This is a genomic window from Allobosea sp. P1_B10, assembly GCF_056406735.1.
Genome location: NZ_JBFTZP010000003.1, coordinates 579,465 through 604,642 on the forward strand (window position 1 = coordinate 579,465; position 25,178 = coordinate 604,642).

Genomic DNA, 25,178 nt, shown 5'->3' on the forward strand with positions numbered 1-25,178 from the left:
ATAGATACTGTCGTTCAGCTCTTGCCAGGCAGTGTGGGGAACGACCAGCCCAGCAGGATCGATCCGGCGCGCAGCCCGAAGCCGACCAGGACACCGCCTAGCATGACCCAGAGCGATGGGATGGACAGGCTTGCCAGCACGGCCGTCGCGGCTGCGCCACCAGTCGCCGCCGTCACGTAGAAATCGCGGCTCCAGAGCACCATCGGCCGCTCGCCGGCAAGGATGTCGCGCAGGATGCCGCCGAATGTCGCGGTCATCGCGCCCAGCGCAATCGCCGACAGCATCGGCACGCCGACATCAAGCGCCTTGAACGTGCCCACCACGGCGAAAAGCGCCATGCCGGCCGCGTCGGCCCAGATCAGCAGGCGCTTGCCGGCCCAGCCTTCGAGCATGCCCGGGCGGGCATAGGCCAGCGCCCAGGAGCTGAGAGCGACCGCTGTGCAGACCAGCAAATCGGAGGGGTCACGGACCCAGAACACGATGCGGTCGAGCACCAGGTCGCGCAGCGTGCCGCCACCGACGCCGGTGACGGTTGCCAGCAGGATGAAGCCGAACGGGTCCATGCCCTTGCGGGCCGCCACCAGCGCGCCCGTCAGGGCAAAGACAGCAACGCCGGCGGCTTCGAGCACGGCTCAGTCGCCGGACGGCGTGCTGGTGTCGCTCTCGGAGGCGGAGGGCTCTTGGACCTTCGGTGCGCCTGCGGAAACGCCGACCAGCGCCGGCCGCAGCACGCGCTCGCCGATCTTGTAGCCGGACTGCACGACCTTGGAGACCATGCCCTTGGGCGTCTCGGCATCGGGCGCCTCGAACATCGCCTGATGCATGTTGGGGTCGAACTTCTCGCCCTGCGGCTCGATCTTGCGCACGCCATGGCGCTCGAGCGTCTTGAGCAATTCGCGCTCGGTGAGTTCGACGCCTTCGATCAGTGCATTCAGCGCGACATCGCCCGATTTCGCGGATTCAGGCACGTTCTCGAGGCCGCGGCGCAGGTTGTCGGCCGAGCCGAGCATGTCGCGGGCAAAGCTCGTGACCGCATAGGACTTGGCGTCGCTGATCTCGCGCTCGGTGCGGCGGCGGAGATTCTCCATATCCGCGAGCGTGCGCAGCAGCTTGTCCTTGAGGTCGTCGCGCTCGGCTTCGACCCGGGTCAGTTCGCCGGCCAGGAAAGCCTCCGGTGAAGCCGGGGCGCCAGCGTCTTCGGTCTCAGGGGTGGGTTCGTCCATCGCAGGGTTCTGCGTCATCGCGTCATCCAATTCCGATCAGATGGGCGGCTGGCGCAATCGAGAGCACGCAACCGCATTCGTGGCCGATATCGGGCTTATGGCCGGTGAAATCAAGCACGAGCCGCCGCTTTGGTTCGCGCTGCGCCAGGCTTTTCATGCTCGAAGGCAAAGACATCCAGCAGCGCCTTGCGGATCGCCAGCTGGCGCGAGGTCGAGACGATCTTGGCCGCAGTGAGATCGGTGACATAGAACACGTCGACGGCCTTCTCGCCAAAGGTCGCGATATGGGCGGAGGCGATGTTGAGGTTCAGCTTACCGATCGCGGTGGTGAGATCGTAGAGCAGGCCAGGCCGGTCGAGCCCCGAGACCTCCAGTACCGAATGGCGGGCCGACAGCACATTGTCGATGATGACCTCCGGTGCGACCTGGAAGGTCTGGCCGCGCGGAGGCGGAGCCCGGCGCTGGGCCACGAGGTCGGCGATCTTGATCTCGCCCTTGAGCGCGCGCTCGATCGCGGCGGCGATACGCTCGGCGCGTCGCAGTTCATCGTCGTCGCGCTCGAAGGCGCGCGAGACCGAGATCGTATCGAGCACGAGCCCGTCGGTCGTGGTGAAGATCTGGGCGTCGACTATGTTGCCGCCGGCCGCCGCGCAGGCGCCGGTGATGATCGCGAGCAGGCGCGGATGGTCGGGCGCCAGGATCGTCAGTTCGGTCACGTCGCGGAACTGGTCGGTCTCGACCAGCGTCGCGGTGGTGCGGCCGGCTGCCTCTGCCTCGCGCAGGAAGCGCGCGTGCTTTTCCTGCCGCGCGAGATCGGTCTTGATCCAGTAGGGCGCGTAATGGCGCGCCAGATAGGCGTCTCGCTCGGCGGCCTCCCAGTCGGACAGGCATTCCTTGAGCGCGTCCTGCTTCTTCTCGACCCGCGCCTTGCGCTCGATCGCCGAATGGCCGCCGGCCAGCACGATCTCGGTCTCGTAGTAGAGTGTGCGCAGGAGCTGGCCTTTCCAGCCGTTCCAGACGCCGGGGCCGACGGCCTTGATGTCGGCGACACTGAGGATCAGCAGCAGCTTCAGCCTTTCAAGCGTCTGCACTGTCGCGGCAAAGGTCTCGATCGTCTTGGGGTCGCCGAGATCGCGGCTCTGGGCGATCATCGACATGTCGAGATGATGCTCGATCAGCCAGGCCACGGTTTCGGTCTGGGCTTCGTTCAGTCCGAGCCGGGGGCAGAGTTTTCGCGCGATCCGGGCGCCGGCAATCGAGTGATCCTCGATCCGCCCCTTGGCGATGTCGTGCAGCAGCAGCGCGACATAGAGCGCGCGCCGGTTGTTGATCGTCGGCATGATCTCATTGGAGAGCGGGTGCTCGGTCTCGAGGCCGCCCGCGTCGATCTCCGCCAGCACGCCGATCGAGCGGATCAGGTGCTCGTCGACCGTGTAGTGGTGATACATGTTGAACTGCATCATCGCGACGACGCGGCCGAAATCGGGAATGAACTTGCCCAGCAGCCCGGATTCGTTCATCCGCCGCAGCACTGCCTCGGGCGAGCGCCGTGCCGTCAGGATCTCGAGGAAGATCCGGTTGGCCTCTGGGTCGTTGCGCATCTGCGGCGTGACCAGTCGCAGCGACTGCGTCACCAGCCGGCTGGCGTCGGGGTGGATGGCGACGTCGTCGCGGCTGGCAATGGCGTAAAGCCGCAGGAGATTGACCGGGTCGCGCCGGAAAGCGTCGTCGTCGATCACGTTGAGCCGCTGGCTCTTCAGCGTGAAGTCGGGATGGCCGAGCGCGCGCACGCGCTTGCGCTTGGCGAAGGAGCCGAGCAGCCGCGACAGTGTCGCCCGCGGCTTCTGCTGGCGTGCCTCCAGCGCCGCGCAGACGATAGCGGTGAGATCGCCGACATCCTTGGCGACGAGGAAATACGCCTTCATGAAGCGCTCGACAGGCGCCTGTCCGCTGCGCCCGGCATAGCCGATCGCGGCGGCGACCTGGCGCTGCAGGTCGAAGGACAACCGCTCCTCGGCGCGCCCGGTGATGAAATGGATCCAGCAGCGCACGCGCCAGAGGAATTCCTCCGAGCGCTCGAACAGCTGCAATTCCTTGCGATCGAACAGGCCGGCGCCGACGAGATCGCGCACGTCCTCCACGCGATAGGCATATTTCGCGATCCAGAACAGGGTGTTGAGGTCGCGCAGGCCGCCCTTGCCGTCCTTGACGTTGGGCTCGACCAGATAACGCGAGGTTCCGGCCCTGCGCACGCGCGTCTCGCGCTCTGCGAGCTTGGCCTCGGTGAAGGCCGGGGCAGTGCCGTCGACGACCTCGGCCCCGAAGCGGCGCACCATTTCCTCGAACAACCCGCGGTCGCCGGTCAGGAAGCGCGCCTCGAGCAGGGCGGTGCGGATCGTCATGTCGCCACGCGCCTCGCGCACGCAGTCTTCGACCGAGCGCACGGAATGGCCGACCTTCAGCTTCAGGTCCCAGAGCGGGTAGAGCATGGCCTCGATCACGCTCTCGCCCCAGGCCGTCTGCTTGTGCGGGAACAGGAAGAGCAGGTCGACATCCGACCCCGGAGCCAGCGTGCCGCGGCCATAGCCGCCGACCGCCACCACGGCGATGTGCTCGGAGGCCGACGGGTTCACCGCAGGGTAGAAGTGCTCGGTGGCCGCCACGTGCAGGCAGGAGATGATGCCGTCCATCGTCGCCGAAATGCGCTTGGCACAGGCGAGGCCGTTGCGCGGCCCGGCCAGCAGAGCCTTGGCCGAGGCGTGCCCTTCGTCGAGGACATCGCGCAGCGCCGCGACCAGTTCCTGCCGGATTTCGACATGCGACGATCTGCCAAGCCTGCGCACGAGCGTCGAAACCGCCGCAGCCGGGCTTGCAAGGACTTCACTGAGCGCGAGACGGGGTTGATCGGTGACGAGCGACAAGGCGTCTACCTCTGCAAGGCTTCTAGTCTGGGCGCGGCTTATGGACTCGGGAGAGCGAGGTCAGGAACTGGCGCCCTCTGCTGGTATCACGAGCGGTGGATTCGCGAAAAGGCTTATTCAACGAAACAAGAATGTGAAATATAATATAAAACGCTCTCTGACGTAATGTTTGACATACCGAACATTCGGACCTACAAGACGGATACGCGCCGATTTGAGCCAGCAGCTTGCGGGCGCGAAACAAGTGCAGCTAAAGCGTCGGGGCAACGGTCGGGCGTCAGCCTGTTCGTATCCCTGCGCGTCCTCGCAAAAGGGATACGATCATGAGCACCATCACGCGCCGCCTCGCCATCGCCGGCCTCGCCGCCGCTTCGCTTGCCTTCGGGGCCGGGCAGGCCTTCGCGCAGGCGGTCAAGGAAATCCGCATCGACTACGCCACCTACAATCCCGTCAGCCTCGTGCTGAAGGATCGTGGCATCCTCGAAAAGGCGCTTGCCGCGGACGGGATTTCGGTCCGCTGGGTGCTGTCTGCCGGCTCCAACAAGGCGCTGGAATTCCTCAATGCCGGCTCGATCGATTTCGGCTCGACGGCAGGCGCCGCCGCCCTGATCGCCAGGGTCAATGGCAACCCGATCAAGTCGATCTATGTCTATTCGCGGCCGGAATGGACGGCGCTGGTCACAGGCGCCAAGAGCGAGATCACGAAGGTATCCGACCTCAAGGGCAAGCGCGTCGCGGTCACGCGCGGCACCGATCCCCACATCTTCCTGGTCCGGGCCCTGGCCGAGGCCAAGCTGACCGAGAGGGACGTCAAGCTCGTCCTGCTCCAGCACGCCGATGGCCGGTTGGCGCTCGAGCGCGGCGATGTCGAGGCCTGGGCTGGGCTGGACCCACTGATGGCGGCAGCCGAGGTCGAGAGCGGGGCGAAGCTCTTCCACCGGAAGGCAGAGGACAACACCTGGGGCGTGCTGAACGTGCGCGAGGCCTTTGCCGGCCAGCACCCGGACCTCGTCCGCAAGGTCATCGCGGCCTATGAGGAGGCGCGCAAATACGCTCTCGCCAACCCAGCCGAACTGAAGAAGACGCTGGTCGAGTACACGAAGCTTTCCGACGCCGTGATCGAGCGCCAGCTCACCCGTACCGAGCTGACCCATTCCAGCATCGGCCAGACCCAGGCCGACACGATCGTCGCGGCCGGTCTCGCCTTGAAGGACGCAGGCGTGCTGCCGGCCACGACCGACGTGAAGGCAGTCGTCGATGCGCTCTTCGACCGCCGTTTCCCCGCAGCCAGCAACTGAGCATGGTAGCCGGGATCCAGCCTCTCGCGTCACGGTCCGGCTTGCCCCGACCGTCGACGTCGTAAGCGGGAGCTAGCTGACGATGACTGCGATCGAGCAGGCGAGGCCCGCTCACGCCAGCGAGACAGCTGAGCGTCCCGCCGTGGCGTCTCGCCAGCGTCGCTTCGGCGCGCTCGGTCTGGTCGTTCCCTTCGTGCTTGCCCTGCTCTGGGAATTCCTGGTCGGTGCGGGGATAGCCAACGGCCGGCTGATGCCGCCGCCCAGCGTGGTCGGGCGCACGCTCTGGGGTCTTGCGGCCTCGGGCGAGCTCCTGACCCATGCCACGGCGACGCTCTGGCGGGTTTTCGCCGGGTTCGGGCTGGGTGCGTCCATAGCCACGAGCCTGGGCGCGATCACCGGAGCTCTGCCTGTGGCACGTGCGCTGCTCGACCCGACGCTCCAGGCCCTGCGCTCGATCCCCTCGATCGCCTGGGTTCCGCTCTTCATCCTGTGGTTCGGCATCTTCGAGGCGTCGAAGGTCGCTCTGATCGCGGTCGGCGTGTTCTTCCCGGTCTATCTCGGCGTCGTCGCGGCGATCCAGGGCATCGACCGCAAGATCATCGAGGTCGGTCGCGTCTTTCGTCTCGGGCGGCTCGCCATGGTCAGGCGCGTCCTGCTGCCGGCCATCCTGCCGGCCTGGTTCACGGCGCTGCGCTCGGGGCTCGGCCTCGGCTTCATGTTCGTGGTCGCCGCCGAGATCATGGGGGCGAGCGAAGGCCTCGGCTATCTCTTGGTCGACGGCCAGCAGCTGGGCCGCGCCGACACCATCATCGCGGCCATCATCAGCTTTGCCGTGCTCGGCAAGCTGGCGGACGGGCTGCTGCTCGCCACCACGCGGCCCTTCCTAGCCTGGCAGGATCTGGGTCGCGGCACGCTCTAGAAGGCTGCCGCCGATGCTGAGCTTCGAGACACTGTCAAAGACCTATGCCGACGGAACGCATGCGCTGTCGTGCGTCACCATCGATGTCGCGGCCGGTGAGATCCTGGCGCTGGTCGGCGGGTCCGGCTGCGGGAAAACCACCTTGCTGCGCCTGATCGCCGGCCTGGACCACGCGACCGCCGGGCGGATACTGCTCGATGGCGAGGCGATCGCCGAGCCGCGCGCCGATGTCGGCGTGATCTTCCAGGAGCCCCGTCTGTTTCCCTGGCTTTCGGTGGCGGACAATGTCGCCTTCGGGCTCGCCCATCTCTCCGCCTTCGAGCGTGAGGGGCTGGCGACCAACGCGCTCGTTCGCGTCGGTTTGGCGGGCTATGAGAAGCGCTGGCCGCGCGAACTCTCCGGCGGCCAGCAGCAGCGCGTCGCCATCGCCCGCGCGCTGATCACGCGGCCGAAGCTGCTGCTGATGGACGAGCCCTTCTCGGCGCTCGACGCCACGACGCGGGCGAGCCTGCACGGGCACCTGCTGGCGCTCTGGGAGGAAAGCCGCCCGACCGTCGTGATGGTGACGCATGACGTCGAGGAGGCGGTGACGCTCGCCGATCGCATCATCGTGATGCAGCCGAAACCCGGCCGCATCTTCGACGAGCTCGACAATCCGCTGGCGCGCCCGCGCGACCGGCTGTCGCCGGCCTTCGAAGCCGCCAAGCGAGAGGCCCTGCGCGCGCTCGACCGCTCGCTGCGCGACGAACAGCCCCACCAGCGCAAGACGGCCGAGACGGCGGGAATGTGGTGGTAGGACTCTCCGCCTCGCGGGGCTGGTCGCAGCGCGCCTGCGGGGCTATCTGCAACACACCCGTTTCGCTCGCGACATAAGGTCAGGGATCATGGACGTCACAGCCCTTCGCGCCATGCAGGCGCCGCTCAAGGACAAGTATCGCCAGGCGCCGGAAGCCGGCGTGGTCACGCTCAAGGCGCGCGGCGAGCTCGACGACCAGCACATCGCCTGCAAGGTCGAGACCGGCCGCGCCATCGCGCTCGCCGGCCTGCATCCAGCCACCGGCGGTTCCGGCATGGAACTCTGCTCCGGCGACATGCTGCTTGAGGCGCTGGTCGCCTGCGCTGGGGTGACGCTGAAGGCTGTCGCCACCGCGCTCGAGATCGAGTTGAAGAACGGCATCGTCCACGCCGAGGGCGATCTCGACTTCCGCGGCACGCTTGGCGTCGCCAAGGATGCGCCGGTCGGCTTCAAGGCGATCCGGCTCTCCTTCGACGTCGAGACCGACGCGCCCCAGGAAAAGCTCGATACGCTGCTCAAGCTCACAGAGCGCTACTGCGTGGTGTTCCAGACCCTGAACGTGAAGCCGGAGCTGTCGGCGGTGCTCACGACCACCTGATCACTCTGCCGCCGCCTTCATCGACAGGCCCGCCGCAAAGGGCAGCACCGGCTCGGCGGGCTTGGCCTCGTCGAATTCCAGCGCGCCGATCTTTTCCGCGCGGCCCGTGACCTTCCCGGCCGAGGTGCGGATGCCGGCGACATCCTCCTGTGCCTGGCGGAAATGCTGCTCGAGCTTTTCCGCGCGGTCGCCGAGGCGGCGGACGTCGGCGAGCAGCTTGCCGACCTCGGACTGGATTACCTGCGCCTCCTCGCGCATGCGGGCGTCACGCACCAGCGACTGCATCAGCTGGATCGCCAGCGCCAGCAGCGAGGGCGAGACGATCATGATCCGGGCGCGGCTGGCCTTCTGGATCACGTCGTCGAAATACTCATGCAGATCGGCATAGATCGATTCCGAGGGCACGAAGAGCAGCGCCATGTCCTGCGTCTCGCCGGGCAGAAAATAGCGCTCGGCGATGTCCTTCACATGCACGCCGACATCGTTGCGCACGCGCGCCCCGGCGATCCTGCGAGCCTCGTCGCCGCGCGCGGCGCGCAGCTGGGAGAAGCTCTCCAGCGGAAATTTCGCGTCGATCACCAGCCCGCGCCCGTCTCCCGGCAGGGTCACCATGCAGTCCGGCCGCTTGCCGTTGGAGAGCTGCGGCTGGAAGGCATAGAACGCGCCCGGCAGGCCGTCGCGGATGATTGCCTCCATCCGGCCCTGGCCATAGGCGCCGCGCGCCTGCTTGTTGGAGAGCACGTCCTTCAGCGTCACGACCTCGGAGGTCAGGTCGGTGAGGTTCTTCTGCGCGGAATCGATCACCGCCAGCCGCTCCTGCAGCTTGCCGAGGCTTTCGGTGGTCTGGCGCACATTCTGCTCCAGCCCCTGGCCGACCTTGTGGCTGAGCCCGTCCATGCGGTCCGCGACCAGCCGGGCGAGGTCGCCCTGGCGCGTCGACAGGATCTCGGCCATGGACTGCATGCGCCCGGCGAGCTCGGCCTGGGCGCGGTTCATCTCGGCGACCTTGTCGTCCATCTCGCGGGCCCGCTCGGTCGCGAGCGCGGCCTCGAGCGAACGGCGCGAGGCGCCCCGCCAGGTCGAGATCACGACCAGGACGAGCATGAAAAGGCTGAGCCCCGCAAACCCCAGCGAGGCTTCAGCCCAGCTGACGGGCCGTTCGAACAGCGAGAAGGCGATCTGGTTCATGGCCGGGAGCCTAGCAGGAAAAGCGTGCCGATACGAACGAAAGAGGAACAGTTTGACCGCCTGCGCACAAGTGCTTATGTCCCTGCCTCAACGCCCATTTGTCAGTACAGAGCCCCATGGCCATTCGCCCTCTCGTGATCCTTCCCGATTCCCAGCTCCGGCTGGCATCCGCCCCCGTCGAAACGGTCACGCCCGAGATCCGGGAGCTGGCCGCCGACATGCTGGAGACGATGTACGATGCGCCCGGCATCGGCCTCGCTGCCGTCCAGATCGGCGTGCTCAAGCGCGTCGTGACGATCGACCTGTCGAAGCCGGCGGAAGCCGCCGAGGAGGGCGAGGACGGCGAGGCCGACAAGCCTGCGAAGGCCGGCGAGCCGCGCAAGCCGATGGTCTTCATCAATCCCGAGGTCACCTGGTCCTCGGAAGAGCTGAGCGTCTACGAGGAAGGCTGCCTGTCGATCCCCGAATACTACGAGGAGGTCGAGCGGCCCGCTTCCGTCAAGGTCCGGTACATGGATCTCGACGGCAAGCAGCAGGAGATCCTGGCCGAGGGGCTGCTCGCGACCTGCCTGCAGCATGAGATCGACCATCTCAACGGCGTGCTGTTCATCGACTATCTCTCGCGCCTGAAGCGGGAGCGCGTGACCAAGCGCTTCGCCAAGCAGGCGAAGCGGGACAATGCGGCCTGAGCAGGCCGCGCGATCAGGTTGATCTCGAGCGCAAGGTGTTAGTCAGCGTATGAGTTTGCGCGTCATTTTCATGGGCACGCCGGATTTTGCCGTGCCGACGCTGACCGAGATCATCGGTCAGGGTCACGAGGTCGTCTCCTGCTACACCCGCGCCCCGGCGCAGGCCGGTCGTGGGCTCGACCTGAAGCCGTCGCCGGTGCATGTCGCGGCCGAGCGTTTCGGCATCCCGGTGTTCACGCCCAAGAGCCTGAAGGGCGAGGAGGCCGCGCAGATCATCGCCTCGCATGAGGCCGACGTCGCTGTCGTCGTCGCCTATGGCATGATCCTGCCCCAGAACATCCTCGACATTCCCGAGCTCGGCTGCCTGAACCTGCATGCCTCGCTGCTGCCGCGCTGGCGTGGCGCCGCGCCGATCCAGCGCGCGGTGATGGCGGGCGATGCCGAAAGCGGCGTCTGCGTCATGAAGATGGAGGCCGGGCTCGATACCGGCCCGGTCGGCATGGTCGAGACGCTGGCGATCGACCCCGACATGACGGCTGGCGAACTGCATGACCGGCTCGCGCCGCTCGGCGCCGACCTGATGGTGCGTGCGCTTGCTGCGCTCGGACGCGGCGCGCTGCAGTTCACGCCGCAGGCGGAGGAGGGCATGACCTATGCCTCCAAGATCACCAACGCCGAATGCAAGCTCAGCTGGGCACGGCCCGCGCAGCAGGTGCATGATCTCGTGCGCGGCCTCTCACCCTTCCCGGGGGCCTATGCCGAGGTCGACCTCGGCAAGGGGCCCGAGCGCCTCAAGGTACTGCGCACGGCGCGCGCCGGCGGTGCGGCCGAGCCGGGCACGCTGCTCGACGACGAGGGCACCGTCGCCTGCGAGGTTGGCGCGGTAAAGCTGCTCCAGGTCCAGCGCGCGGGCGGACGTCCGGTGAGCGGTGCCGAGTTCCTGCGCGGGGCAAGGCTCAGCGCCGGCGCCAAACTCTGATGCCCCGCTACAAGCTCGTCATCGAATATGATGGCACGCCTTTTTCCGGCTGGCAGCGCCAGCTCAACGGCCCCTCGGTGCAGCAGAGCATCGAGGAATCGATTGAGGGCTTTTGCGGCCATGCAGTGCGGCTGCATTGCGCGGGGCGCACCGATGCCGGCGTGCACGCCACGCATCAGGTCGCGCATGTCGATCTCGAGCGGGAATGGCGCACCGATGTCGTGCGCGATGCAACCAACGCCCGCCTGAAATCGGTGCCCGTCGCGGTGCTGAGCGCGCAGCTGGTGCCCGATGATTTCGACGCCCGCATCTCGGCGCGGCGGCGCTATTATTTTTACCGCATCCTCGACCGGCGCGCGCAGCCGGCGCTCGACCGCAATCGGATGTGGCATGTGCCGGTCAGGCTCGATCACGAGGCGATGGACCGCGCCGCGAAAGCGCTTCTGGGCCATCACGACTTCACCACCTTCCGCGCCGCCGAATGCCAGGCCAACAGCCCGATGCGGACGCTCGACCGCTGCGACGTCGTGCGCGAGGGCAGCGAGATCGTGGTCTACGTCAACGCCCGCTCGTTCCTTCATCATCAGGTCCGTTCGATCGTCGGCTGCCTGAAGATGGTCGGCGCAGCGCGCTGGCCCGAGAACAAGCTGGGCAAGGTGCTGGCGGCGCGCGATCGCTCGCAATGCGCCGCTTTGGCGCCCTCTATGGGGCTGTACCTCGCCGGTGTCGACTATGTCGGCGAGGACGAGAAGTAGGTCCCGAGCAACCGGAAGGTGATCGCCTCCAGCGCGATCACGTCGGCGATCGCCACGCGCTCGTCGACCTGGTGCATCGTCTGGCCGACCACGCCGTATTCCACGACCGGGCAATAGCTCTTGATGAAGCGCGCATCCGAGGTTCCGCCGGTCGTCGAGAGGGCAGGGCGCTTGCCGGTCTCCGCCTCGATCGCATCGGCCACCATCGCCACGAAGGGCCCGGGCTGCGTCAGGAAGGCCACCGCATTGGTCGGCTTGACCTCGAGTTCGTAGCGCACGGTGTTGCCGGCCGCCTCGCGCAGGCGGCGCTCGAGTTCGGCTGCGAGCGTCTCAGGCGTCCAGACATCGTTGAAGCGGATGTTGAAGACCGCTCTGGCCTGCGCCGGCACGACATTGCTGGCGGGGTTGCCGACATCGAGCGTGGTGACTTCGAGATTGCTCGGGTCGAAGAATTTCGTGCCCTGGTCGAGCGGCGTCGCATCGAGCGCCGCCAGCAGCCGCACGATGCCGCGGATCGGGTTGTCGGCGAGATGGGGATAGCCGACATGGCCCTGCTTGCCGTTGACGGTGAGCTTGCCGGTCAGCGAGCCGCGCCGGCCGATCTTGACCATGTCGCTCATCGTCGAGGGGTTTGTCGGCTCGCCCAGCAGGCAGTGGTCGAAGCGCTCGCCGCGCTGATGCGCCCAGTCGAGCAGCTTGACTGTGCCGTTGACGGCCGAGGCCTCCTCGTCTCCGGTGACCAGGAACGCGATCGAACCCGGCGCATCGGGGTTGTCCCGGCGATAGCGCAGCGCGGCCGCGATCATCGCGGCGAGCCCGCCCTTCATGTCGCATGCGCCACGGCCATAGAGGGTGCCGCCGACGATCTCGGCCCCGAAGGGATCGCGCGTCCATGATGCGAGATCGCCCACCGGCACGACATCGGTGTGGCCGGCTACGACGAAGACCGGCGCCTGAATGCCGATGCGCGCATAGAGGTTCTCGACGTCGGCCGTGCCCGGCTCGCTGAAGACAGGCCGCTCGACGCGGTAGCCATGCGCGAGGAAGACGGCTTCCAGCAAGGCGAGCGCGCCGCCTTCCTCGGGGGTGACCGAAGGGCAGCGGACCAGCGCCTGGGTCAGCGCGACGGGGTCGGTGGGGTCGAAGGCGAGGGCGGTGGCGAGTGGCTGGGTCATCCCGCCGCTTTAGCATCGGCCACGATGGCCGCAACCCGATTATTAACCTCCGGCCGGCCCGGCAGCATGCCGAGATCGACCAGCGCCACGACCCATGAAATCAGCGTGATCGTGTTCAGGGACGTACCCCAGAACAGGGAGATGTGCGGCTTCAGCTGGGTCGGAAGCACGATCGCGCAGACCAGCAGGATGCCAAACAGCGAAGATCCGCCACGGTCCGTCGCGCGCTTTGCCGCAAGCGCCGCCCATGGAAACAGCGCGAAGGCGCCGGCGAAGGCGACGATCTGCGGGGTGTAGCTCGCACTGAGGTGAGGGGCGATCCGCTGCACGGCATAGAGCACCAGCGCTACCAGGATGCTGCCGAACCAGAAGCTGCGAAGGCCGATGCGGCCATCGAAATCGGTGAGCAGGCGGATGAGAATCATAAAATCTTTCCTGTCTGCAGCGGTTCTCTCATGCTTCAGCCGGGCGGTGAAGGTTATGGTGAATAGAAGGTTAACGCGAAAAGGGCTTGAACGACACCCTCTGCGCGGCTAGCTGCGGAGCAGTGTCGAAAGACGGCGGTCCCATCCGCCCTCCGTTCTCCCGGCAATCATCGGAATCCACAGGCGCTTGCGCCGTTCAGCGAGGTTCGCGCCCATGACCATCCGCCTGCATCGCGGCGACCTGCCGAACGACTATGCTGCCGGCGCCAGCGTCGCCATCGACACCGAGACGCTCGGTCTGAACCCGCATCGCGACCGGCTCTGCGTGGTCCAGCTTTCGCGCGGCGACGGTACTGCTGACGTGGTCCAGATCCCCAAGGGCGGTCCGCGGCCGGTCAATCTGATCCGCCTGCTCGAAGATCCCACAGTGCTGAAGCTGTTCCATTTCGCGCGCTTCGACGTCGCCGTACTGCGCCAGGCGTTTGGCGTGGTCACCGGTCCGGTCTACTGCACAAAGATCGCCTCCAAGCTGACCCGGACCTACACCGACCGGCATGGGCTGAAGGATCTCGTGCGGGAATTGCTGGGCGTCGAACTGTCGAAGCAGCAGCAATCCTCGGATTGGGGCGCCGATACGCTCAGCGATGCGCAACTGACCTATGCGGCGTCCGATGTGCTGCATTTGCATGCGCTGCACACCAAGCTGGAGACGCTGCTGGCGCGCGAGGGCCGCACCGAACTCGCGCAGGCCTGCTTTGGCTTTCTCCCCACCCGGGCCGAGCTCGATCTCTCAGGCTGGGCCGAAACCGACATCTTCGCCCACACTTGACAAATTCTAAGGGATCTTGCGTCAGTTTCGCGGGTAGCAGACGGAGCCGGGGGCGCGGCGCCATTCGCCTGCCGACACGAAAAAGCCGTTAGCGACTGCCATTGCGCGGGGCATGACTGTGGCGATGACATCAACCGATTGGTCTGCGCAGCCGGGTGCGAGCGCGACGCAGCGGCAAGCTGCCTTCAGGGCGGCGCGCCGGCACACGTTGCTTGTGCATGTCCTGCGCCGGGCCATCCCCGTCGCGGCAGTCGTTGCCGTGCTCGCGCTGGTCGTGACGCCTTTCCTCAATCCCCTGCGCGGCCTGTCCAGCGTCTCGATCGACGCGGTCGGGATCTCCGGCGGCAAGGTTCGCATGGAGGCGCCGAGGCTGTCCGGTTATCGCAAGGACAACCGGCCCTATGAGGTGACGGCGCTTGCCGCCCTCCAGAACATTCGCAATCCCACGCAGGTCGAGCTCGAGACGCTGACGGCCCGCCTGCAGATGGAGCGCGAGGGCTGGGTCACGGTCAACGCCAAGACTGGGCTCTTCGACACGCAGAAGGAAAAGCTGCGCCTCGTCGACGATGTCCATGTCCGCACCGAGACAGGCTACGACATCCGCATGCGGACCGCCGATGTCGACTTCAAGGGCGGCACGGTTGCGTCTCGCGAGCCGGTCCAGGTCAATCTCGGCTCCGCCACCGTCGACGCCAACAGTCTCGACGTGAAGGACAATGGCGCGCTGATCACCTTCGAGGGCCGCGTGCAGGTGCTGATCAAGAATGCTCCGGCCGGCACGTTGGCCGGCCCCGAGCGCGAAGGCAGCACGCCGGCGCCGGAACTCCTCGTGCCGCGTGACGATCAGCGGTCGAAAGAGTCCGGTAATTCAGCTACAAATACGTCATCCGCCACCCCGGCGCCCTGAACCGAGACCGTGACATGCAGCCCGCTTCGATGCGCTTCGCTTCAAGAACCCTCGCCGTCCTCGGTCTTGCCGGCTCGCTGGCAGGCGGCGCCTTTTCGCTCGGCGGCTTGTCACTGGGCGGTACGACGCTCGCGATCGCGCTGATGGCGCCGGCCGCGGCCGAGGCCCAGCCCGCCCGTCCGGCGACCGCGCAGGCAGCGCCGGCTCCCGCCCGCAGCCGCAGCCGCAGCGAGGGTTCGGCGCTTGGCGGCCTTGGTGGCGACAGCAAGGAGCCGATCAAGATCGACGCCGACAAGCTCGACGTGCTCGACAAGGAAAACAAGGCGGTCTTTTCCGGCAATGTCGTCGCCGTTCAGGGCGAGACCACCGTGCGCTGCACGGTGATGACCGTGTTCTACGAGGGGCGTGCCGGGCAGGCTGGCGGACCGGGCGGCGCCAAACCCGCCCCGGCCCCGGCCCCAGCTCCGACTCCGGCCCCCGCTGCGGCGGCAGCCGCTCCCGGACAATCCAACGACAGCAGCATCAAGCGCATCGAGTGCAAGGGCCCTGTCACCGTCGTCTCGAAGACGCAGGCGGCGACCTCCGACAACGCGGTGTTCGATCGTGCCAACAACCAGGTCATCATGACCGGCAATGTCGCGCTCAACGACGGCCCCAACATCACGCGTGGCGAGCGGCTGGTCTACAACACCACGACCGGCATCGCGAACGTGCAGGGTGGCCGCGTGCAGGGCTTCTTCGTGCCGAATGCCGAAACCGCCAAGCCCGCTGCGGGCGCGGCCGCCAAGCCGGCCTCGCCCACGAACTGAGCGCTCGACGCTCCCACCGGCGTTGGCCTTCCAAGGGGTCGCGAACGCCTGCCCGATCCTCAGCCAGGCGCAGAAATCCTCCGTGACAGTGTTCGACAAGCCTCCCACCGAGACCTCCCCGCCGCGCGACGCGGAGGCTGTGCGCAGTTCCGGCCTGTTCAGGCGGCTGTGGGGCGATCGCCAGGACGAGGTCGCACGCGAGGCTGCAGCGATAGGCGGTCCAGGTGTCCTGGCCGTCAGCGGCCTGCGCAAGAGCTATGGCGGGCGCGTCGTGGTCTCCGAGGCGAGCCTGTCCGTGCGCCAGGGCGAGGCTGTCGGCCTGCTGGGCCCCAACGGCGCAGGCAAGACCACGATCTTCTACATGATCACCGGGCTCGTCCCCGCCGATCTCGGCGTGATCTCGCTCGAGGGCAACGACATCACCGGCCTGCCGATGTACCAGCGCGCGCGCCTTGGCATCGGCTACCTCCCGCAGGAGGCCTCGATCTTTCGCGGCCTCAGCGTCGAGGACAATATCCGCGCGGTGCTCGAGGTCGTCGAACCCGATCGCAAGAGCCGCGACCGCCAACTCGACACGCTGCTGGAAGAGTTCAACATCGCCCGCCTGCGCAAGTCGCCCTCTATCGCGCTGTCGGGCGGCGAGCGCCGGCGCTGCGAGATCGCGCGCGCGCTTGCCGGCAAGCCCTCGTTCATCCTGCTCGATGAGCCCTTCGCGGGTATCGATCCGATCGCGGTCGGTGACATCCAGGCGCTGGTGCGGCAATTGACGGATCGCGGCATCGGCGTGCTGATCACCGACCACAATGTCCGCGAGACTCTGGGTCTCGTCGATCGCGCCTATATCATCCACAGCGGCCGCGTCCTGACCGAGGGCTCCCCGGCAGAGATCATCGCAAATCCGGACGTGCGCCGGGTCTACCTCGGCGAGGATTTCCGGCTCTGATCGAGGCGGGCGTCGCGCTGTTCCGCACGCGCCAGCCGACTGCGAGCCGAGCGGGTCGTTCAGTGTAAGGCCCGGCCGCCTCCGGACCGTTTTGCTTCGGGCGCAGCGAAAGGTGCGATGCCGCCGAGGCAGCTTGGTTTGCGCGCTGCATTAACTCCCTGCTCAAATTGGCGGCAAGGGCTTTGACGCGCCGCATTCAGGGCGCTAGGCTCCCGACCGTGAAGCAAGAAGCGTGCCGAAATGGCGCGCTGCCACGAAAGGGACCGCGAGCGCAATGGCGATGATGCCGCGCATGGAGCTGCGCCAGGGCCAGTCCCTGGTGATGACGCCGCAACTGCTGCAGGCCATCAAGCTTCTGCAATTGTCGCATCTGGAGCTCCAGAGCTTCGTCGAGGGCGAGCTTGAGCGCAATCCGCTGCTCGAGCGAGATGAGCCCGGCGACGGCCCGTTCCAGCTTAATGGAGGCGATGGGCCTTTGGCGGTGGATGCCGAGACTTTTGCGCGTGCCGAGAGCCTGAACACGCAGGAAGGCATGGAGAACCGGCTCGGCACCGGCCTCGACAATGTCTTCCAGGGCGAACAGCCGACGGTAGCTCGGCTCGATACCCGCGGCGCCGACTCCCTGCCGATCATCGGCGGTGCCTATGGCGGCTCCGGCGGCTCGTTCGAGGACGGGCCTGACGGCTTCGAGAGCGGGCTGACGGTGCAGCTCTCGCTGCATGACCATCTCGCGGCGCAGCTCGATCTCGCCGTGACGGACGCAGCCGAGCGCATCATCGGTCGCCACCTCATCGATGCGGTCGACGATTCCGGCTATCTCGGCGAGCCTCTGGAGGGGATCGCCGAGCGCCTCGGCATCACGCTCGCCAGGGTCGAGCAGGTCCTGACGATCGTCCAGGCCTTCGATCCCTCCGGCGTCGCGGCGCGCGACGTCTGCGAATGCCTTTCGATCCAGCTGCGCGATCGCAATCGCTTCGATCCCGCCATGCAGGCGCTGGTGTCCCATCTCCATCTCGTCGCCAAGCGCGATTTCTCAGCGCTCAAGCGGATATGCGGCGTCGATGACGAGGACATCGCCGACATGGTCAGCGAGATCAGGCGGCTCGATCCCAAGCCCGGTCGCGGCTATGGCGGTTCGGCCGCCGAGACGGTGGTGCCCGACGTCTTCATCAGGGCAGCCCCCGACGGCTCCTGGCTCGTCGACCTGAACCCCGACACCCTGCCGCGCGTGCTGGTCAACCAGACCTACCACTCCAGGGTATCGAGGGCTGCGCGCAAGGATGAGGACCGGGCCTTCATCGCCGAATGCCTGCAGACGGCGAACTGGCTGACGCGGTCGCTCGAGCAGCGAGCCCGCACCATCTTGAAGGTCGCCAGCGAAATCGTGCGCCAGCAGGACGGGTTCTTCGCCCATGGCGTCGAGCACCTGAGGCCGCTGAACCTGAAAACCGTGGCCGACGCCATCGGCATGCATGAATCCACCGTCTCGCGGGTTACCTCGAATAAATACCTGACCTGTTCGCGCGGTGTGTTCGAGATGAAATATTTCTTCTCGGCCTCGATCGCCGCCACAGGTTATGGCGAGGCGCACTCGGCCGAGGCCGTGCGCTTCCGGATCAAGCAGATGATCGAGGACGAGGCGCCCAGCGAGGTTCTCTCCGACGACGCCATCGTCGCACGGCTGAAATCGGGTGGAATCGACATTGCGCGCCGCACGGTCGCGAAATATCGCGAGTCGTTGCGTATCCCGTCGTCCATGGAACGGCGCCGCGAAAAGGTCGCGATGGCGATGGGCAGCCGCTGAGCGTGTCTCGGGTCAAGCCCGAAATGGTCGGCGCATGGGCGCCATGTTTGTGCAGGGGCTCATTGACATACCCCTGACCCCGTTCTTACCTCCTGAAGATGGCCGCGACTGGTCATGGCTAAAGAAGGGGAAGCACTCCATGAGCTTGCGAATCTCCGGCAAGAACCTCGATGTTGGCGAGGCCCTTCGAGGGCAGGCCGAGGCCCGAGTAGCCGCCGCGCTCAGCAAATATTACGAGGGCGGCTTCCAGGGACATGTGACCGTCGGAAAGGACGGAACGGCTTTCAAGACCGATGGCGTCCTCCACCTTTCGTCGGGTATCACGCTGGAAGCATCGGGCACGGCGCATGACGCCTATGCCAGCCTCGACAAGATGGCCGAGCGTATCGAGAAGCGCCTGCGGCGCTACAAGCGCCGACTCAAGGACCGTTCCACCCCCGCCAATGGCCGGGATGCCGGCATTGAAATCCCCAGCTATGTGATCGCCGCTCCAGATGACGAGGTTGAGGAGCACGAGGCCAGTTCTTCCGGCGACAACCCGGTGATCGTGGCGGAATCGACGAAATCCTTCCATGTCATGACGGTCAGCGACGCTGTTGCCGAGCTCGATCTGACTGGCGCACCGGTGGTAATCTTTAGGCACGCTGGCAATGGGCGGATGAACGTCGTATACCGCCGCCGCGATGGCAACATCGGATGGATTGATCCTCCGGCTGCGCTTTCGTAACGCCGGCCGGCGACAGCCCCGGCTGTCAATCTGACTCGTGCCGACGGCCAAGGCCGGCACGGGACATGCATGGACTGGCCCATGATGCTGATCGACCTTCTGACTCCCGCTGCGGTGATCTCGCCTCTGCGAGCCAATGGCAAGAAACAGGCCCTGCAGGAGCTTTCGCTGCACGCGGCCCGCGTCACCGGTCTCCCAGAACGCGACCTGTACGAGGCGCTGCTTCAGCGCGAGCGCCTCGGCTCGACCGGTATCGGTGACGGCATCGCGATCCCGCATGGCCGCATGCCCGGCATCGACCGGCTGGTCGGCCTGTTCGCGCGGGCCGAGAAGCCCATCGATTTCGAGGCGCTGGACGGCCAGCCCGTCGACATCATCTTCGTCCTGATCGCCCCTGAGGGCGCAGGCGCGGACCATCTCAAGGCGCTGGCGCGCGTCGCGCGCGTGCTTCGCAACCAGACCGTGCTGGAGCAGATCCGCATGGTCCGCGATCCCGCAGCGATCTACGCGATCCTCTCGGAATCCGCGGCCAAGGCGGCCTGAGGACGAGGCTGCCTGTGCGGCCGGGCGTGCCCGCCGCCGGGGCGCCTCTGGCTGGAAGCCTTCAAACCTGGGGTTGGACAGAGCCGCCCGAGCCGCTATGACGCCCTGAACAATGGCGTCGCGGTGGAGCGGTCTTCAGCGCGGCGCATCAATTCGCGTCGGAGCAGCCTCTAATGGCCTATACCCATGTCGATCTTTTCCCGCTCGGCGAGGACACGACGCCGTACCGCAAGCTCGGCACCGAGGGTGTCTCGGTCGAGACGATCGGCGATCGCGAAGTGCTCACCGTCTCGCGCGAGGCCATCCGGAGCCTCAGCGAGCAGGCCTTCATCGACATCAACCACCTTCTGCGCCCGGGCCATCTCGCCCAGCTGGGCAAGATCCTCGACGATCCCGAGGCGACCTCGAACGACAAGTTCGTCGCCTATGACCTCCTGAAGAACGCCAATATCGCAGCCGGCGGCGTGCTGCCGATGTGCCAGGACACCGGCACCGCGATCATCATGGGCAAGAAGGGCCGCATGGTCTGGACCGAGGGCGACGACGAGGCGGCGCTCGGCGAGGGCGTGGCCGATGCCTATTTCAAGCGCAACCTTCGCTATTCCCAGGTCGCACCGCTCTCGATGTTCGAGGAGAAGAACACCGCGACCAACCTGCCGGCGCAGATCGACATCTATGCTGAAGGCAAGGGGCACAACGAGGACGCCTACAAGTTCCTCTTCGTCGCCAAGGGCGGCGGCTCCGCCAACAAGACCTTCCTGTTCCAGGCGACGCCCTCGCTCCTGACCAAGGACCGCATGATGGCGTTCCTCAAGGAGAAGATCCTGACGCTGGGCACCGCGGCCTGCCCGCCCTACCACCTCGCCATCGTCATCGGCGGGACCTCGGCCGAACAGAACCTCAAGACGGTCAAGCTCGCCTCGACGAAGTATCTCGACGCTCTGCCGACATCCGGCTCGCCCTCCGGCCACGCCTTCCGTGACCTGGAGATGGAGGAGGAGGTCCATAAGCTGACGCAGGCGCTCGGCGTAGGTGCCCAATTCGGCGGCAAGTATTTCTGCCACGACGTGCGCGTCATCCGCCTGCCGCGCCACGGCGCCTCGTTGCCGATCGGGCTCGGCGTCTCCTGCTCGGCCGACCGCCAGGCCAAGGGCAAGATCACCCGCGACGGCATTTATTTGGAGGCGCTCGAGACCAACCCGGCGAAGTACCTGCCGGAGGTCGAGGACGCCTCGCTTGGCGGCGATGTCGCCAGGATCGACCTCAATCGCCCGATGAGCGAGGTGCTCGCCACGCTCTCGCAATATCCGGTGAAGACGCGCCTCTCGTTGACCGGCACGATCATCGTCGCGCGCGATTCCGCCCATGCCAAGATCCGCGAGCGGCTCGAAAGCGGGCAGGGCATGCCCGACTATCTCAAGAACCATCCGGTGTATTACGCAGGTCCCGCCAAGACGCCCGATGGCATGGCCTCGGGCTCGTTCGGGCCGACCACCGCGGGGCGGATGGACAGTTTCGTCGACCAGTTTCAGTCCTTCGGCGGCTCGATGGTGATGCTCGCCAAGGGAAATCGCTCGGCTGCGGTGCGCGAAGCCTGCAAGAAGCATGGCGGCTTCTATCTCGGTTCGATCGGCGGCCCTGCGGCCCGTCTGGCTCAGGACTGCATCAGGAAGGTGGAGGTGCTGGAGTATCCCGAGCTCGGCATGGAGGCGGTCTGGCGCATCGAGGTTGAGGACTTCCCGGCCTTCATCGTGATCGACGACAAGGGCAACGACTTCTTCAAGGAGTTGAACCTCGGATGAGGATAGCTCTTCCTCTCGCGCTCGCCGCCATCGCTCTGATACCGGCTGTCGCAAGCGCGCAAGGCCGCGCGAATGCGCCGGCGAACTGCTCGCGCGACCTGTTCCAGAACGAGGCCGGGTATCGCCAGCAGCAGACGCGGCTCGCCTCGGTTGCGACTGCAGACCAGGCCACGCAGTGTCGCGCCTGGCGCGAGCACGTCACCTATCTCCAGAAGGCTCGCACGGTGTTCGCGACCTGCCAGACCGGACGCCTGCGCGAGGAGAATGTCGGCCTGATGGATACATCGCTTGCCGAATACCGCGTCCTGTTGTCGGATCGCTGCAAGCGCTGACGACCAGTATCGGTCCGTCCTTATATTTAAAGTATTGTTTTGAAAGGCGTTTTCATGTCAGGACAAAGCGAGGCCCCCCTCGGTATTGCCGTGATTCCTGTCACGCCGTTTCAGCAGAATTGCTCGATCGTCTGGTGCACGAGGACGATGCAGGCAGCCATCGTCGATCCCGGTGGGGATGTCGCGCAGATACAGCGTGCGCTGGGCGAACTTTCCGTTACCCCGGTCGCGATCTGGCTAACCCATGGCCACATCGACCATGCCGGCGGCGCGACTGAGTTGGCCGAGGCGCTCTCGATCGGGATCATCGGTCCCCATGAGGCGGACGGTTTCCTGCTCGAAGACCTCCCTACCTCCGGCCTGCGCTTCGACATGCGCGACGTCCGGGCGGTGAAGCCCACGCGCTGGCTCGACGAGGGCGACGAGGTGTCGGTGGGCGACGTCTCGTTCTCGGTCCAGCATGTTCCCGGTCATACCCCCGGGCATGTGACCTTCTTTCAGAAGGACGTGCGCTTCCTGCTGGCTGGCGACACCGTGTTCGCGGGCTCGGTCGGGCGTACGGATTTCCCCTATGGCAGCCACGATGCGCTGATCTCGGGCATCAAGACGAAGCTCCTGCCGCTCGGCGATGACGTTCAGTTCCTGCCCGGCCATGGCCCGGCCAGCACGCTGGGCGCGGAGCGGCTCAACAACGAGTTCCTGCGGGACTAGAGGCAATCTCGGAACGTGAGGCTGGAGGGGGGCGTCTGCGGACTCTGGTCTCGGCCTGCGCTGGATACGAAAAGACCCGCAGCGAAAATTCGCTACGGGCCCTGGTAGAACCAACGGCCATGTCCTGAACGGGTGCGCGTACATCCGGCGTCAAACGTTCGGCTCATGGCCGTCTTCTGCGGCATAGGAGGGCAGGTGAACGCCCTCGACATTGCCGTGACCCTGAAATGGTGGTGGACTAGGCTGATTACAAGGGGGCCGCCGCCGACGACACGTGCCGCCATTCCAGCAGCATGTCGGGCTCGCCCTCTTCATTGCGAGAGCCGTCGTTCATGTCCAGGATCCTGAAGCCCCGAGCCGCATAGAAGGCGCGCGCCGCCTGGTTGCGCTGGAAGGTATAGAGGCGGAGGACGGACTGGCTGCGCTCCTTCGCCTTGTCGAGCAGCAGGGAACCGACTCCGCGCCGCTCATGTCCAGGCAGCAGATAGAGTTGTTCGAGCTCCGCGCCATCCAGCGTCATGAAGCCGATGATCGTCTCGTTCGAGCGCGCGATCCATGTCTCGCCACTGGCGAGCATCACGGCTTCTATCCAGTGGCGGACATCTGCGTCGCTGTGGACGCGACGCAGATAGGGCAGGGCCCAGGTGCGGGACGCCAGGTAGAGCGAGGCAATCTCCGAGGCGTCGCGCGCATCCGCGCGTTCGATCGTCACGTCGCTGCGTCCCGGCATCCCGTTTTCCCCGTGCTCAGGCCTCGAAGACGTTGCCGAGGAAGTCGAGCTTGCCGACGATGATGCCGTTTTCACGCAGGATCGCGTAGGCGGTCGTGGCGTGGAAATAGAAGTTCGGCACGGCAAAGCGCGTCAGGTAGACCTCGCCCTTCATCGTTGCCGTCGCCGATGGTCCGCGCGGGAAGGTGACGTCCCGGGTAAGGCCCGCATCGAGCGCTGCAGGGTCGACCGACGCGGCGAAGGCGAGGGTCTTGGCGATGCGTGCCTTCAGCTCGTCGAAGGTCTTTTCCTCATCGGGGAACTTCGGGTTCTCGCCGCCGCCGACGCGCGCCGCGGAGTTCTTGACGAAGTCGCAGGCCAACTGGATCTGGCGCGTGAACGGCAACATGTCGGGCGCAAGCCGCGCATTCAGCAGCACCTCGGGCTGGATCTTCCGGGCCGCGGCCTGCTCGACGGCCTTGTCGAGGATCACGGTGAGCGCATTCAGGGTCTGGATGAAGCCGGAGATTGCGGCTGAGTGAGCGGAAAGCGGCATGGAAGCATCCTTGGGGATCGACAGGCCCGGACGGGACTGTAGCCATGCCGATATAGGCGCTTTGATCTCCAGCGGAAGCCGGTCGGAGATCGATTTTCTCCGGCACGAAGCATCGTCGCTGCAATAAAAAACCGCCCCGGCGCTTATGGTCACGCAGGGGCGGCTCGAATTGAACTCAGGCGGTGGCCGCAGGCCCCGGGAACACTCCCGACGCCCGCGCTCGACCATCAGGTCCTGATCTCAGTCCTTGGCGCGTTCCACATAGGCGCCGGTCTCGGTCATCACCACGATGCGGGTGCCGGGGCCGATATGGGGCGGCACCGAGGTGCGCACGCCGTTGGTCAGCATGGCGGGCTTGTAGGAGGAGGAGGCCGTCTGGCCCTTGGTGACCGGCTCGGTCTCGGCGACCTCGCAGGTGACGCGCTGCGGCAGCTCGATCGCGACGGCCTTGTCCTCGAACACCGAGAGCGAGACCTTCATGCCTTCCTGGAGATAGGGGGCCATGTCGCCGACCACGTCGCCATCGACATTGATCTGGTCGAAGGTCTCGGGGTTCATGAAGACGTACTGCTCGCCATCCTGGTAGAGATAGGTGAAGTCGCGGTCCTCGACATAGGCGCGCTCGACCTGCTCGGTCGTCTTATAGCGCTGCGTCATCTTGGTGCCGTCATGGATCCGGCGCATGTCGATCTGCGTCGTCGGCGTGCCCTTGCCCGGGAAAAAGCTCTCGGCGGACAGCACCGAGCAGAGATGCCCGTCGAGCTCGAGCACGTTACCCTTGCGGACGGATGAAGCGATGACCTTGACCACGTGGAATGTCCCTGAACTTGCGCGGCCAGCGCCGCCATTTGCTGAAATTCGTTGCGCGCACCTACCGCATTAGACGCAAAAACGGAAGGGTCTGCGCAGGCACGATGTCGGTTCAGCTTGACATTGGCGCGATGTAGCTACAATTAAATCACGGAAGTTGCGTTTGATCCCAAGAAGAGCGAACGCAATCTCCGCGAGCGAGGGCTCGCCTTCGAGTTTGTCTCGGACTTCGCCTGGGAAGCCGCGCAGACCCGAGCAGATTTGCGGTTCGACTATCCCGAACGCCGCTTCATAGCGACGAGCCGTATCGGGTCCAGATTGTATGTCCTCTGCTTCACGCCGATACCCGGAGGCATTCGCGTGATCAGTTTTCGCAAGGCCAATGATAGAGAGGTCAGACGCTATGACGAAGCTCAAGCATGACGTCGAGATCCCTCTCGAGCCGATGACCGACGCTGAAGGTGAGGTCAGGGAACTGACGCGGGCGGATTTCGCGGCCATGCGGCCTGCCTATGAAGTTCTTCCGCCAGAATTGGTTGAGGCCATGCGGCGTCATCGCGGCGAGCGCGGTCCCCAGAAGGCGCCGACCAAGAAACTCGTGAGCCTTAGGCTCGACCAGGACGTGCTGGAGCGGGTCAAGCAGGATGGCGCCGGCTGGCAGACCCGGATCAATGACATCCTGCGCGATGTCTTGTTCAAGCGGGCGGGTTGAAAGCGCGTGACGGCATCG

At 66.0% G+C, this 25,178-nt stretch carries 28 protein-coding genes; 19 read left to right on the forward strand and 9 right to left on the reverse strand.

Going from position 1 to position 25,178, the window contains the following annotated elements; all coding sequences use genetic code 11:
• Nucleotides 1-14: 14 nt before the first annotated feature.
• The 3 genes from AC1D2L_RS10165 to AC1D2L_RS10175 all read right to left on the reverse strand — a co-directional run bounded on the left by AC1D2L_RS10165 (nucleotide 15) and on the right by AC1D2L_RS10175 (nucleotide 4,144).
• Nucleotides 15-629 (reverse strand): trimeric intracellular cation channel family protein, encoded by a 615-nt coding sequence (locus AC1D2L_RS10165; RefSeq protein ID WP_476845735.1) that lies wholly within the window; start codon nucleotides 627-629, stop codon nucleotides 15-17.
• A 3-nt stretch (nucleotides 630-632) separates the two neighbouring features.
• Nucleotides 633-1,241: a nucleotide exchange factor GrpE gene (grpE, locus tag AC1D2L_RS10170; protein ID WP_476845736.1), complete on the reverse strand. Its 609-nt coding sequence runs from the start codon at nucleotides 1,239-1,241 to the stop codon at nucleotides 633-635.
• 92 nt (nucleotides 1,242-1,333) lie between these two features.
• A complete protein-coding gene (locus AC1D2L_RS10175) occupies nucleotides 1,334-4,144 on the reverse strand; it encodes a [protein-PII] uridylyltransferase (protein WP_476845737.1) in 2,811 nt (936 codons plus the stop codon).
• Between the two features lie 323 nt (nucleotides 4,145-4,467).
• Between AC1D2L_RS10175 and AC1D2L_RS10180 the strand changes: the two genes are divergently transcribed.
• From AC1D2L_RS10180 to AC1D2L_RS10195, 4 genes are all read left to right on the forward strand, one after another.
• Nucleotides 4,468-5,442: an aliphatic sulfonate ABC transporter substrate-binding protein gene (locus AC1D2L_RS10180; RefSeq protein WP_476845738.1), complete on the forward strand. Its 975-nt coding sequence runs from the start codon at nucleotides 4,468-4,470 to the stop codon at nucleotides 5,440-5,442.
• A 76-nt stretch (nucleotides 5,443-5,518) separates the two neighbouring features.
• Nucleotides 5,519-6,361: an ABC transporter permease gene (locus AC1D2L_RS10185; RefSeq protein WP_476845852.1), complete on the forward strand. Its 843-nt coding sequence runs from the start codon at nucleotides 5,519-5,521 to the stop codon at nucleotides 6,359-6,361.
• 13 nt (nucleotides 6,362-6,374) lie between these two features.
• Nucleotides 6,375-7,157, forward strand: coding sequence for an ABC transporter ATP-binding protein (locus AC1D2L_RS10190; protein ID WP_476845739.1), 783 nt, complete (start codon nucleotides 6,375-6,377; stop codon nucleotides 7,155-7,157).
• Nucleotides 7,158-7,245: 88 nt separating this feature from the next.
• On the forward strand, nucleotides 7,246-7,755 hold the full coding sequence (locus AC1D2L_RS10195; RefSeq protein ID WP_476845740.1) for an OsmC family protein: 510 nt from the start codon (nucleotides 7,246-7,248) through the stop codon (nucleotides 7,753-7,755).
• On the opposite strand, the gene AC1D2L_RS10200 is transcribed toward AC1D2L_RS10195, so the two are convergent.
• Nucleotides 7,756-8,943, reverse strand: coding sequence for a DNA recombination protein RmuC (locus AC1D2L_RS10200; protein WP_476845741.1), 1,188 nt, complete (start codon nucleotides 8,941-8,943; stop codon nucleotides 7,756-7,758).
• Nucleotides 8,944-9,059: 116 nt separating this feature from the next.
• Here AC1D2L_RS10200 and def point away from each other — a divergent pair, with 116 nt between their 5' ends.
• Genes def through truA form a run of 3 tightly spaced genes read left to right on the forward strand, consistent with a single transcriptional unit; the run spans nucleotide 9,060 to nucleotide 11,366 of the window.
• The gene (gene def / locus AC1D2L_RS10205) at nucleotides 9,060-9,632 is read left to right on the forward strand and encodes a peptide deformylase (protein WP_476845742.1); all 573 of its coding nucleotides are present in this window, start codon (nucleotides 9,060-9,062) and stop codon (nucleotides 9,630-9,632) included.
• Between the two features lie 49 nt (nucleotides 9,633-9,681).
• Nucleotides 9,682-10,611, forward strand: coding sequence for a methionyl-tRNA formyltransferase (gene fmt, locus AC1D2L_RS10210; protein WP_476845743.1), 930 nt, complete (start codon nucleotides 9,682-9,684; stop codon nucleotides 10,609-10,611).
• Entirely contained in the window at nucleotides 10,611-11,366 is a 756-nt protein-coding gene (gene truA / locus AC1D2L_RS10215; RefSeq protein ID WP_476845744.1) for a tRNA pseudouridine(38-40) synthase TruA, read from the forward strand. Before fmt ends, truA begins: the two co-directional genes overlap by 1 nt.
• Here truA and dapE read toward each other — a convergent pair.
• Together dapE and AC1D2L_RS10225 are read right to left on the reverse strand one after the other, a co-directional pair.
• On the reverse strand, nucleotides 11,342-12,541 hold the full coding sequence (gene dapE, locus AC1D2L_RS10220) for a succinyl-diaminopimelate desuccinylase (RefSeq protein ID WP_476845745.1): 1,200 nt from the start codon (nucleotides 12,539-12,541) through the stop codon (nucleotides 11,342-11,344). The genes truA and dapE overlap by 25 nt on opposite strands.
• Nucleotides 12,538-12,966 (reverse strand): DUF805 domain-containing protein, encoded by a 429-nt coding sequence (locus AC1D2L_RS10225; protein ID WP_476845746.1) that lies wholly within the window; start codon nucleotides 12,964-12,966, stop codon nucleotides 12,538-12,540. Before AC1D2L_RS10225 ends, dapE begins: the two co-directional genes overlap by 4 nt.
• 214 nt (nucleotides 12,967-13,180) lie before the next feature.
• Here AC1D2L_RS10225 and AC1D2L_RS10230 point away from each other — a divergent pair, with 214 nt between their 5' ends.
• The 10 genes from AC1D2L_RS10230 to AC1D2L_RS10275 all read left to right on the forward strand — a co-directional run bounded on the left by AC1D2L_RS10230 (nucleotide 13,181) and on the right by AC1D2L_RS10275 (nucleotide 22,373).
• The gene (locus AC1D2L_RS10230; protein ID WP_476845747.1) at nucleotides 13,181-13,795 is read left to right on the forward strand and encodes a ribonuclease D; all 615 of its coding nucleotides are present in this window, start codon (nucleotides 13,181-13,183) and stop codon (nucleotides 13,793-13,795) included.
• A 124-nt stretch (nucleotides 13,796-13,919) separates the two neighbouring features.
• On the forward strand, nucleotides 13,920-14,702 hold the full coding sequence (gene lptC, locus AC1D2L_RS10235) for an LPS export ABC transporter periplasmic protein LptC (RefSeq protein WP_476845748.1): 783 nt from the start codon (nucleotides 13,920-13,922) through the stop codon (nucleotides 14,700-14,702).
• 14 nt (nucleotides 14,703-14,716) lie between these two features.
• Nucleotides 14,717-15,511: an LptA/OstA family protein gene (locus tag AC1D2L_RS10240; protein ID WP_476845749.1), complete on the forward strand. Its 795-nt coding sequence runs from the start codon at nucleotides 14,717-14,719 to the stop codon at nucleotides 15,509-15,511.
• Entirely contained in the window at nucleotides 15,450-16,454 is a 1,005-nt protein-coding gene (gene lptB / locus AC1D2L_RS10245; RefSeq protein WP_476845750.1) for an LPS export ABC transporter ATP-binding protein, read from the forward strand. The genes AC1D2L_RS10240 and lptB overlap by 62 nt, the downstream gene beginning before the upstream one ends.
• Before the next feature lie 274 nt (nucleotides 16,455-16,728).
• The gene (gene rpoN / locus AC1D2L_RS10250; protein ID WP_476845751.1) at nucleotides 16,729-18,258 is read left to right on the forward strand and encodes an RNA polymerase factor sigma-54; all 1,530 of its coding nucleotides are present in this window, start codon (nucleotides 16,729-16,731) and stop codon (nucleotides 18,256-18,258) included.
• Between the two features lie 139 nt (nucleotides 18,259-18,397).
• Entirely contained in the window at nucleotides 18,398-18,985 is a 588-nt protein-coding gene (gene hpf, locus AC1D2L_RS10255) for a ribosome hibernation-promoting factor, HPF/YfiA family (RefSeq protein WP_476845752.1), read from the forward strand.
• 81 nt (nucleotides 18,986-19,066) lie between these two features.
• On the forward strand, nucleotides 19,067-19,528 hold the full coding sequence (ptsN, locus tag AC1D2L_RS10260; RefSeq protein ID WP_476845753.1) for a PTS IIA-like nitrogen regulatory protein PtsN: 462 nt from the start codon (nucleotides 19,067-19,069) through the stop codon (nucleotides 19,526-19,528).
• A 173-nt stretch (nucleotides 19,529-19,701) separates the two neighbouring features.
• Nucleotides 19,702-21,330 carry a fumarate hydratase gene (locus AC1D2L_RS10265; RefSeq protein WP_476845754.1) on the forward strand — a complete coding sequence of 543 codons (1,629 nt, stop codon included), beginning with the start codon at nucleotides 19,702-19,704 and terminating at the stop codon, nucleotides 21,328-21,330.
• Complete coding sequence (locus tag AC1D2L_RS10270; RefSeq protein WP_476845755.1) at nucleotides 21,327-21,662, forward strand: hypothetical protein; 336 nt, start codon at nucleotides 21,327-21,329, stop codon at nucleotides 21,660-21,662. The genes AC1D2L_RS10265 and AC1D2L_RS10270 overlap by 4 nt, the downstream gene beginning before the upstream one ends.
• A 54-nt stretch (nucleotides 21,663-21,716) precedes the next feature.
• On the forward strand, nucleotides 21,717-22,373 hold the full coding sequence (locus tag AC1D2L_RS10275; protein ID WP_476845756.1) for an MBL fold metallo-hydrolase: 657 nt from the start codon (nucleotides 21,717-21,719) through the stop codon (nucleotides 22,371-22,373).
• A gap of 247 nt (nucleotides 22,374-22,620) precedes the next feature.
• Here the strand turns inward: AC1D2L_RS10275 and AC1D2L_RS10280 are convergent, their stop codons facing one another.
• The 3 genes from AC1D2L_RS10280 to efp form a co-directional block, all read right to left on the reverse strand.
• Nucleotides 22,621-23,103, reverse strand: a complete 483-nt coding sequence (locus AC1D2L_RS10280; RefSeq protein ID WP_476845757.1) for an N-acetyltransferase family protein — start codon at nucleotides 23,101-23,103, stop codon at nucleotides 22,621-22,623.
• A 16-nt stretch (nucleotides 23,104-23,119) separates the two neighbouring features.
• Nucleotides 23,120-23,638 carry a DUF1993 domain-containing protein gene (locus tag AC1D2L_RS10285; protein WP_476845758.1) on the reverse strand — a complete coding sequence of 173 codons (519 nt, stop codon included), beginning with the start codon at nucleotides 23,636-23,638 and terminating at the stop codon, nucleotides 23,120-23,122.
• Between the two features lie 240 nt (nucleotides 23,639-23,878).
• A complete protein-coding gene (efp, locus tag AC1D2L_RS10290) occupies nucleotides 23,879-24,448 on the reverse strand; it encodes an elongation factor P (protein WP_476845759.1) in 570 nt (189 codons plus the stop codon).
• 147 nt (nucleotides 24,449-24,595) lie between these two features.
• On the opposite strand from efp, the gene AC1D2L_RS10295 reads away from it, so the two are divergent.
• Nucleotides 24,596-24,871 (forward strand): BrnT family toxin, encoded by a 276-nt coding sequence (locus AC1D2L_RS10295; protein ID WP_476845853.1) that lies wholly within the window; start codon nucleotides 24,596-24,598, stop codon nucleotides 24,869-24,871.
• Entirely contained in the window at nucleotides 24,852-25,160 is a 309-nt protein-coding gene (locus AC1D2L_RS10300; RefSeq protein WP_476845760.1) for a BrnA antitoxin family protein, read from the forward strand. Before AC1D2L_RS10295 ends, AC1D2L_RS10300 begins: the two co-directional genes overlap by 20 nt.
• Nucleotides 25,161-25,178: the final 18 nt, after the last annotated feature.